Below are 448 nucleotides of genomic sequence, written 5' to 3'. Positions count from 1 at the left end.
GTCACGCGCGCGGGTGTGGGGTGGGGGTTGGTGTCGCTGCTGCCGTTGCCGAGCTGGCCGGTCACGCGCGTGGGCGTGGGGCGGGGGTTGGTGTCGCTGCTGCCGTGGCCGCTGTGCTGCCCGCCTGCGCTGACGGCGGTCCAGTTGGTGTAGGGGTCCGGGTCGGTCACGCGCCCGGGCGTGTTCTCGTCGGCTCGGCTGTTGTCGCCGAGCTGGCCGTCGCCGTTTCGTCCCCAGCTGTATGCGTGTCCGTCGCCGCCGTCGCCCACGCTGTCCTAGTGGCCTGCCCTGACCCGGCTCAAGCGCACGTCGCCCGCTGTACTACCCACCCCCCGCGTGTTCCGGGTTTTCCCCCCTGTCGCTGCCTTGCCCTTGCCGAGCCGGCCCCACCTGTCTTCCCCCCCTCTTCCCTCTTCTCCGCTCCCCCTGTTCTCTCGTCCGTTCCGAG

The 448-nt window shown here is 71.9% G+C and carries 1 protein-coding gene; it reads right to left on the bottom strand.

The features are described 5' to 3' along the window. On the bottom strand, positions 1–269 hold a 269-nt coding region (locus CRD59_RS07645), incomplete at its 3' end, for an RCC1-like domain-containing protein (RefSeq protein WP_201736592.1). Positions 270–448: the final 179 nt, after the last annotated feature.

Source organism: Bifidobacterium xylocopae, assembly GCF_003315615.1.
GTDB classification, from domain to species: domain Bacteria; phylum Actinomycetota; class Actinomycetes; order Actinomycetales; family Bifidobacteriaceae; genus Bombiscardovia; species Bombiscardovia xylocopae.
The sequence above is the reverse complement of the archived record's forward strand: the minus strand, read 5'-3'. Positions and strand labels throughout refer to the sequence as shown.